The 7825-nt window shown below is 73.0% G+C and carries 5 protein-coding genes; 1 reads left to right on the top strand and 4 read right to left on the bottom strand.

Features of this window, described 5'->3' with window-relative positions; genetic code table 11:
• Positions 1 to 126: 126 nt before the first annotated feature.
• The 4 genes from ACZ5GT_RS38510 to ACZ5GT_RS38495 form a co-directional block, all read right to left on the bottom strand.
• On the bottom strand, positions 127 to 2214 hold the full coding sequence (locus ACZ5GT_RS38510; protein WP_469035960.1) for a SpoIIE family protein phosphatase: 2088 nt from the start codon (positions 2212 to 2214) through the stop codon (positions 127 to 129).
• A 293-nt stretch (positions 2215 to 2507) separates the two neighbouring features.
• Positions 2508 to 3212, bottom strand: a complete 705-nt coding sequence (gene fomD, locus ACZ5GT_RS38505) for a cytidylyl-2-hydroxypropylphosphonate hydrolase (protein ID WP_469035957.1) — start codon at positions 3210 to 3212, stop codon at positions 2508 to 2510.
• Positions 3213 to 3284: 72 nt separating this feature from the next.
• Positions 3285 to 4688, bottom strand: a complete 1404-nt coding sequence (locus tag ACZ5GT_RS38500) for a class II fumarate hydratase (protein WP_469035953.1) — start codon at positions 4686 to 4688, stop codon at positions 3285 to 3287.
• Between the two features lie 497 nt (positions 4689 to 5185).
• The gene (locus ACZ5GT_RS38495; protein WP_469035950.1) at positions 5186 to 6877 is read right to left on the bottom strand and encodes a fumarate hydratase; all 1692 of its coding nucleotides are present in this window, start codon (positions 6875 to 6877) and stop codon (positions 5186 to 5188) included.
• 192 nt (positions 6878 to 7069) lie between these two features.
• Here ACZ5GT_RS38495 and ACZ5GT_RS38490 point away from each other — a divergent pair, with 192 nt between their 5' ends.
• Entirely contained in the window at positions 7070 to 7759 is a 690-nt protein-coding gene (locus ACZ5GT_RS38490) for a DUF1707 SHOCT-like domain-containing protein (protein ID WP_469035948.1), read from the top strand.
• Positions 7760 to 7825: the final 66 nt, after the last annotated feature.

The raw sequence follows: 7825 nt of genomic DNA, 5'->3' as shown, positions 1-7825 counted from the left end.
CAACCGGTGACGCCTCCCCACCCCCCCCCACCCCCCCCCCCCCCCGCGCGCCCCCCCCCCCCCCCCCCCCCCCCCCCCGCCCCCCCTCCACGCGTTCCTGGGGCCGGTGGGGGCCCAGGAGGGGGCCTACGTGCGGTTCAGCTCGAACCAGACCACCTTCCCGGTGCTCAGCCGCGTCGCCCCCCACCGCCTGGCCATCTTGTTCACCAGGTACAGCCCGCGCCCGCCCTCGTCGGTCGCCCGGGCCTGCCGCAGCCGCGGCAGCTGCGGCACGTCGTCGCCGACCTCGCAGCGCAGCACGTCGGTCCGCAGCAGCCGCAGCGTGACCGGCCGCGACGAGTACCGCACCGCGTTCGTGACGACCTCGCTGACCAGCAGCTCCACGGAGTCACTCAGCTCCTCCATGTCCCAGCGGGCCAGCGCCCGCCGGGCCAGCCGACGGGCCCGGCCGGGCGCCGCGTCCTCCGGCTCCAGGAACCAGTACGCCACGTCGCTGGGCGCGATTCCGTCGAAGCGGGCGGCGAGCAGCGCGATGTCGTCGTCCCGGTCGCCCGGGCCGAGCATGTCCAGCACCTCGTCGCACAGCGCCTCCAGCGGCGGCGGATGGTCGGGCCCGGTCAGCTGCGCGGTCGCGGCGAGCTTCTCGCGCAGCTGCTCTATGCCCGTCCACACGTCCCGCAGCCGGGACTCGACCAGGCCGTCGGTGTACAGCAGCAGGGTCGCCCCGGCGGGCGCCTCCAGCTCCACGGCCTCGAAGTCGACGCCGCCCACCCCGATCGGCGCCCCCGGCGGCACCCGCAGCACCTCCGCCCGGCCGCCCAGGTGCAGCAGCACGGGCGGCGGATGGCCGGCGTTGGCGATGGTGATCCGGTGGGCGACCGGGTCGTAGACGGCGTACAGGCAGGTCGCCATGCGGTCCGTGCCGAGCCGCTGCGCCTGCTCGTCGAGGTGGTGCAGCACCTCCTGCGGCGGCAGGTCCAGGCCCGCCAGGGTCTGCGCCGTGGTCCGCAGCTGGCCCATGATCGCGGCCGACGTCATGGAGTGCCCCATCACGTCCCCCACGACCAGCGCGACCCGGCTGCCCGGCAGCGGGATCGCGTCGTACCAGTCGCCGCCGACCCGCGCGGTCTCGGCGGCCGGCAGGTAACGCGAAGCCAGCCGCACGCCCGTCGGGCGGGGCAGCGTCTCCGGCAGCATGGTGCGCTGCAGCTCGTCGGCGATGTACGCCTCACGCCCGTACAGCACGGCCTTGTCGATGCCGAGCGCGCTGTGCGTGGCGAGCTGGGCCGCCACCAGCAGGTCGTCCGCCTCGAAGGCGAGCCGCTCCGGGCGGCGCAGGAACAGCGCGGCGCCGATCACCCGGCGCCGGCCGCGCAGCGGGGCGAGGATCGCCCGCTGCCCGTCGGGCACGGAGAACTCGCCGCCGTCGCCGAGGAGCTCCGGCAGCGCCGCGCGCGCGGCGGGCGCGTCCGTGAAGACCGGGCGGACTCCCCGCAGCACCTCGGCGAGCGCGCTGCCGGTCCGCACCTCGCACAGTTCCGCACCGAACGCCGCGAGCTCCGGGAAGTCCGGCGACTCCGCCTGCGGCACCGCCGAGAAGCCGCCCTCGGTGTCCCGCTCCGCCGGGATCCGGTCGGTGCGGCGCAGCCGCAGCAGCAGCGGGCCGGTGGGCCGCTCGTCGCCGACCGGCAGCGGATCGCGCAGGTAGACGAGGATCGCGTCGGAGAAGGTCGGCACGGTGGCCCGGCACAGCCCCATGACGATCTCGTCCAGGTCGATGCCGCGGGCGATCCGCCGGGTCGCGGCCCCCACGAACCGCAGCCGGTCCCCGTCCCGCCGCATGGGCGTGGGCCGCCCCGGCGGCAGCCCCTGACCGGTGCGCCGGTCCGGGCCCGGACCGGCCTGCGGCCGCTCCGGCTCGCCGCCCGGCTGGACCGGGATCGTCTCGGACACCGGCCGCGGACGGTGGGTGCCGGGCTCGACGCCGGCGGGCTGGGAGTGCTCGGGGTCGGTGCCGACGGGGTCCGCGCCCGCGCCGCGCGGCACGGCCGCACCCGGCGTCGAGGGCGTCTCACCCGTGCGCGCCTGCAGCGGTAAGGCGGCGGCACCGGCCGACGGCGCGGCCGGCGTCGGGGTGTGCAGGAGCGCCCCGCGAGGGTCCGCCGGGTCGGCGCCCGGCTGCGGGTGTTCGAAGGAGATGGGCTGCTCCGTCACGCGTGTCGAATCCGTCCGTCCGGGGCTGCGCGCCGCGCGTGCAGTTCGTCCCGCAGGAATCCCGATACCCGGAATACGTGTCCCCGGAACGGAATTCCCGCGTGGTCAGAGGTTGTTCCTGTGTCACCGGCGACTCTCTCGCGACTCGCGCCGGTGTTCCCCTCGTACCCCTCGCTCACGTCCTGCCGCCCCTCGGTGACGTCGTCAAGCCCAGCGCATGCTCCGGGAGTTGCCACTGTGCGCCCTTGCGGAGGACGATCCTACGGTTGTGGGCCGGGGGCGCAGCAAGGGTCTCATGCGGACACGTGCGCGGGCGTACGGTCCCAGTCCTCCGGCAGAGACGGTACCTCCCAGGACGGATCCGGGCGCCAGTTCTGCCAGCCCTCCGAGAACGGCGGCCCCCAGGCGCGGATCACCTCCACCGCCGACGCGCCCGCCTCCCGCACCCGCTCGGCGAGCCGGGCGTCCATCAGCCCGTCCCGCTGGGCCTGCGCGAACTCGTCCTCGTCGTGCCAGCACCAAGTGCGGTCCGGGCGCACCGAGATGTCCAGGAAGTGGTCCTGGGAGTCCACTCCGCCCTCCCAGCGGGCCAGCGGCTGCTCCAGGTTCACGTACCAGTTCTTGAACGTCCATCCCGGCTCCCAGAACAGCCACACCGACCACGGTTCGCCCGGCCGGGCCAGCTTCAGCACGCCCGTGCCGAACCACCGGTCGCGCCGGACGGTCCGCGGCTTGGTGTACCGGGACCGCAGCGGCTCCCGGTGCAGCGGGGTGCCGTCCGCGAGCACCGGCTTCACGCACTCCGTCCCGGGCGCCATCCAGACGGCGAGGACCTCCTCGTCGTCCTGTACGACGGTGACCGGGCGCGCGATGTGGAAGCGCTCGCCGGCGTTCTCCCGGTACCGCCACAGGATCTGGCTCCCGGGCGCCCAGAACGCCGTGGTCCCGTCCGATTCCCCGTCCGCTCTCACCGCTCTCACCGCTCCGCCCTCTGCCATGAACAGATTTTAGGTGCCCCAGGCATACGACGCCGCGGAACGCGGCACGGTTCACGGCGCCGCCGCGAAAGGTTACGGACGCGTCATACGCAGGACATCGAGGGCCTCGTCGAGCTGTTCGACGGTCAGGTCCCCGCGCTCCACGTAGCCGCCCTCCAGGACGACCTGACGGATCGTCCTGCGCTCCGACAGCGACTTCTTGGCGACCTTCGCGGCCTCCTCGTACCCGATGTACTTGTTGAGCGGGGTGACCACCGAGGGCGACGACTCGGCGTACTCACGGGCGCGCTCGCGGTCGGCGACGATCCCGTCGACGGTGCGGTCGGCCAGCAGCCGGGTGACGTTCGCGAGCAGCCGCACCGACTCCAGCACGTTCTTGGCGATCACCGGGAGCATCACGTTCAGCTCGAAGTTGCCCGACGCCCCGGCGGTGGCGACGGTGGCGTCGTTGCCGACCACCTGCGCGGCGACCATGAGCACGGCCTCGGGGACGACCGGGTTGACCTTGCCCGGCATGATCGACGAGCCGGGCTGGAGATCCGGCAGGCTGATCTCGGCCAGTCCGGTGCGCGGCCCGGACGACATCCACCGCAGGTCGTTGGCGATCTTCGTCAGCCCCACGGCGACGGTCCGCAGCTGCCCGCTGGTTTCGACGATCCCGTCCCGCGCGCCCTGCGCCTCGAAATGGTCGCGGGCCTCGGTGAGCGGGAGCCCGGTGACCCGGGCGACCTCCTCGATCACCGCGGCGGAGAACCCGGGCGGGGTGTTGATGCCGGTGCCCACGGCGGTGCCGCCGAGGGGCAGCTCGGCGAGCCGGGGCAGCGAGGAGTACAGCCGCTCCACGCCGTAGCGCACCTGGGCGGCGTACCCGCCGAACTCCTGGCCCAGTGTCACGGGCGTGGCGTCCATCAGGTGCGTGCGCCCCGCCTTCACGACGTCGGCGAACTCCTCCGACTTGCGCTCCAGGGCGGCGGCGAGGTGCTCCAGCGCCGGGATCAGGTCGCGGGTGACGGCGGCGGTGGCGGCGATGTGGATCGAGGACGGGAAGACGTCGTTGGACGACTGCGAGGCGTTGACGTGGTCGTTCGGATGCACGGCCCGCCCGAGGCGCTCGCTCGCCAGGGTGGCGATGACCTCGTTGGCGTTCATGTTGGACGAGGTGCCGGACCCGGTCTGGAAGACGTCGACGGGAAAGTGCTCGTCCCACTCACCCCGGGCGACCTCCGCCGCCGCCTCCTGGATCGCCTCGGCGACGTCCTTGTCGAGCACCCCGAGCCGCGCGTTCACCCTGGCGGCGGCGCCCTTGATCCGGGCGAGCGCCTCGATGTGGGCACGCTCGATGCGCTGCCCGGAGACGGGGAAGTTCTCCACGGCCCGCTGCGTCTGCGCCCGCCACTTGGCATCCACCGGCACCCGCACCTCGCCCATGGAATCCCGCTCGATCCGAAACTCGCCCCTGCCCTGCTCGTCGCCCATCGACGATCACCTCCACGTCCCACAGCACCGACGACGGACCCCCTGTTCCCCACCCGGGCAAGTTGTCACCGTCCAGCGCTCGAGGACAGGCCCGTCCAGGGCCGAACGGAGTTGCAGGGGGCGCACCCTCCGCCGGGTCCGGGGCGGAGGGCACCCCTCAGCCCGTCCGGCGTTTGAGGACGAGGCCTGTTCAGGGCCGCACGGGGGTGCAGGGTGCGGAGCCCCCGCGGGGTCCGGGGCGGAGGGCGCCCCTCAGCCCGTCCGGCGTTTGAGGACGAGGCCCGTTCAGGGCCGCACGGGGGTGCAGGGGGCGGAGCCCCCGCAGGGTCCGGGGCAGGGGCGCCCCTCAGCCGGAGGCCGTAGGGGGTGCAGGGGGCGCAGCCCCCGCAGGGTCCGGGGCGGAGCCCCGGGAGCGGGGTCGAAGGGGCGGAGCCCCTGGGGACGGGACGGGAAGGGGCGGCGGGGGCGGAATCAGCCCCCCGCCGCGCCCGCCGGCACTACGCCAGCCCAGGCCCCCGCACCGGAATCGACGTGAACGTCGGCTGCGGAGCCGGATCCTGGAAGAAGTCGTTGCCCTTGTCGTCGACGACGACGAACGCCGGGAAGTCCTCCACCTCGATCTTCCACACCGCCTCCATGCCCAGCTCCTCGTACTCGAGGACCTCGACCTTCTTGATGCAGTCCTGCGCGAGGCGCGCCGCCGGGCCGCCGATGGAGCCGAGGTAGAAGCCGCCGTGCGCGGCACACGCGTCGGTGACCTGCTTGCTCCGGTTGCCCTTGGCGAGCATCACCTTGGACCCGCCCGCCGCCTGGAACTGCTCGACGTAGGAGTCCATGCGGCCGGCCGTCGTCGGGCCGAAGGAGCCGGACGCGTAGCCCTCCGGCGTCTTCGCGGGGCCCGCGTAGTACACCGGGTGGTCCTTGAGGTACTGCGGCATCTCCTCGCCCGCGTCCAGCCGCTCCTTGATCTTGGCGTGCGCGATGTCGCGGGCCACGACCAGCGGGCCGGTCAGCGACAGGCGCGTCTTCACCGGGTACTTGGTCAGCTCGGCGAGGATCGTGTCCATCGGCTGGTTGAGGTCGATCCGGACGACGTCGGAGGACTCGTCCAGGTGCTCGTCCGTCGTCTCCGGCAGGAACCGCGCCGGGTCGGTCTCCAGCTGCTCCAGGAAGACGCCCTCGGCGGTGATCTTCGCGACCGCCTGGCGGTCCGCGGAGCAGGACACCGCGATCGCGACCGGGCAGGACGCGCCGTGCCGCGGCAGGCGCACCACGCGCACGTCGTGGCAGAAGTACTTGCCGCCGAACTGCGCGCCGATCCCGATCTTCTGGGTGAGCTCGAAGACCTTCTCCTCCAGCTCCTTGTCCCGGAAGCCGTGGCCGAGCGGCGAGCCCTCGGCGGGCAGGTTGTCCAGGTAGTGGGCGGAGGCGTACTTGGCGGTCTTCAGGGCGTACTCCGCGCTCGTGCCGCCGACCACGATCGCCAGGTGGTACGGCGGGCAGGCGGCCGTGCCCAGCGAACGGATCTTCTCCTCCAGGAACTTCATCATGGAGGCCTCGTTCAGGACGGCCTTCGTCTCCTGGTAGAGGAACGACTTGTTGGCGGAGCCGCCGCCCTTCGCCATGAACAGGAACTTGTAGGCGCCGCCGTCGGTGGCGTACAGCTCGATCTGGGCGGGGAGGTTGGAGCCGGTGTTCTTCTCCTCCCACATGGTCAGCGGAGCCATCTGCGAGTAGCGCAGGTTCAGCTTGGTGTAGGCGTCGAAGACGCCGCGACTGAGGGCCTCCTCGTCACGGCCCTCGGTGAGCACGTTCTGCCCGCGCTTGCCCATGACGATCGCCGTGCCGGTGTCCTGGCACATCGGCAGCACGCCGGCGGCCGCGATGTTGGCGTTCTTCAGCAGGTCCAGGGCGACGAACTTGTCGTTGGCGCTGGCCTCCGGGTCGTCGATGATCCGGCGCAGCTGCGCGAGGTGGGCCGGGCGCAGGTAGTGCTGGATGTCGTGAACGGCCTCCTCGGCCAGCTTGCGCAGCGCCTCCGGCTCCACCTTGAGGAAAGTCCGCCCGTCGGCCTCGAAGGTGGAGACACCTTCGGAGGTCACCAGCCGGTAGGGGGTGGTGTCCTCTCCCTGGGGGAGCAGATCGGTGTATGCGAACGCAGGGTTGGGTGGGGGGGAACTACTCGGCATCGTGCCCATTCCTCACTCGACGGACGGCGGCCCGTCAGCGCCGACGGGCGCTCACCAGCGTAGGACCTGCCGTCGCCGCGGAACCTGTGAGGTTGGGCTCAGTCCGCGGCGGCAGGTCGCGGCGGCACGGGTTTTCCACAGGCGAGGGACGAGGGGTAGTCGCGATCTATCGCGTTTCGGTACGCTGCTGCCGTGGACCTTCAGAAGCAGCCGCCCGCGCCCGCCGTCTCCGAGTTGCGCGCCTCCGACGCCGACCGCGACCGTATCGCCGACATCCTGCGCGAGGCCCTGGCCGAGGGCCGCCTGACCGCCGAGGAGCACGCCGAGCGGGTCGAGGAGGTCTACCGGGCCAAGACCGTCGGCCAGCTCGAGCCCCTGGTGAAGGACCTGCCGGGCGCGCACCAGCGCCGCGACGCGCCGGCGTTCGCCGCGGCCCCGGGCCGCCCCTCCCCCGGCGCGATACCGGCGGACGCCGACGACAGCGTGGTCGCGGTCTTCTCCGCCGCCGCCCGCCGGGGCCGCTGGCGCGCCGGGCGCCGTATCCACGCGTACGCGGTCTTCGGCAGCGTGGAGATAGACCTCAGCGAGGCGCTCTTCGAGCACCAGCAGGTCATGATCAAGGCGATCTCGGTCTTCGGTGACATCCAGGTCCGCGTCCCGGAGAACGTGTCGCTGCGCGGCACCGGCGGCGGTGTGCTCGGCAACTTCGAGGTGGACGCGCTCGATTCGCCCGAACCCGAGGCGCCGGTGGTCTACATCGACGGCTGGGCCGTGCTGGGCAACGTGGAGGGGCGGCCGAAGCGGGGCAAGCTCGTCGCGGACATCCTCGACCGGGTGCAGCGCAAGGTCGACAAGGGTTTGCGCAGACACCTGGATCGTTGACGGTCGTGAACCCGGCCGCGGTCCGGGCCCTCGCGCGACACGGCGACGGCGGTGGCGGGCGGGGCT

The sequence above is a fragment of the Streptomyces sp. NPDC031340 genome (assembly GCF_055569945.1).
The sequence above is the reverse complement of the archived record's forward strand: the minus strand, read 5'-3'. Positions and strand labels throughout refer to the sequence as shown.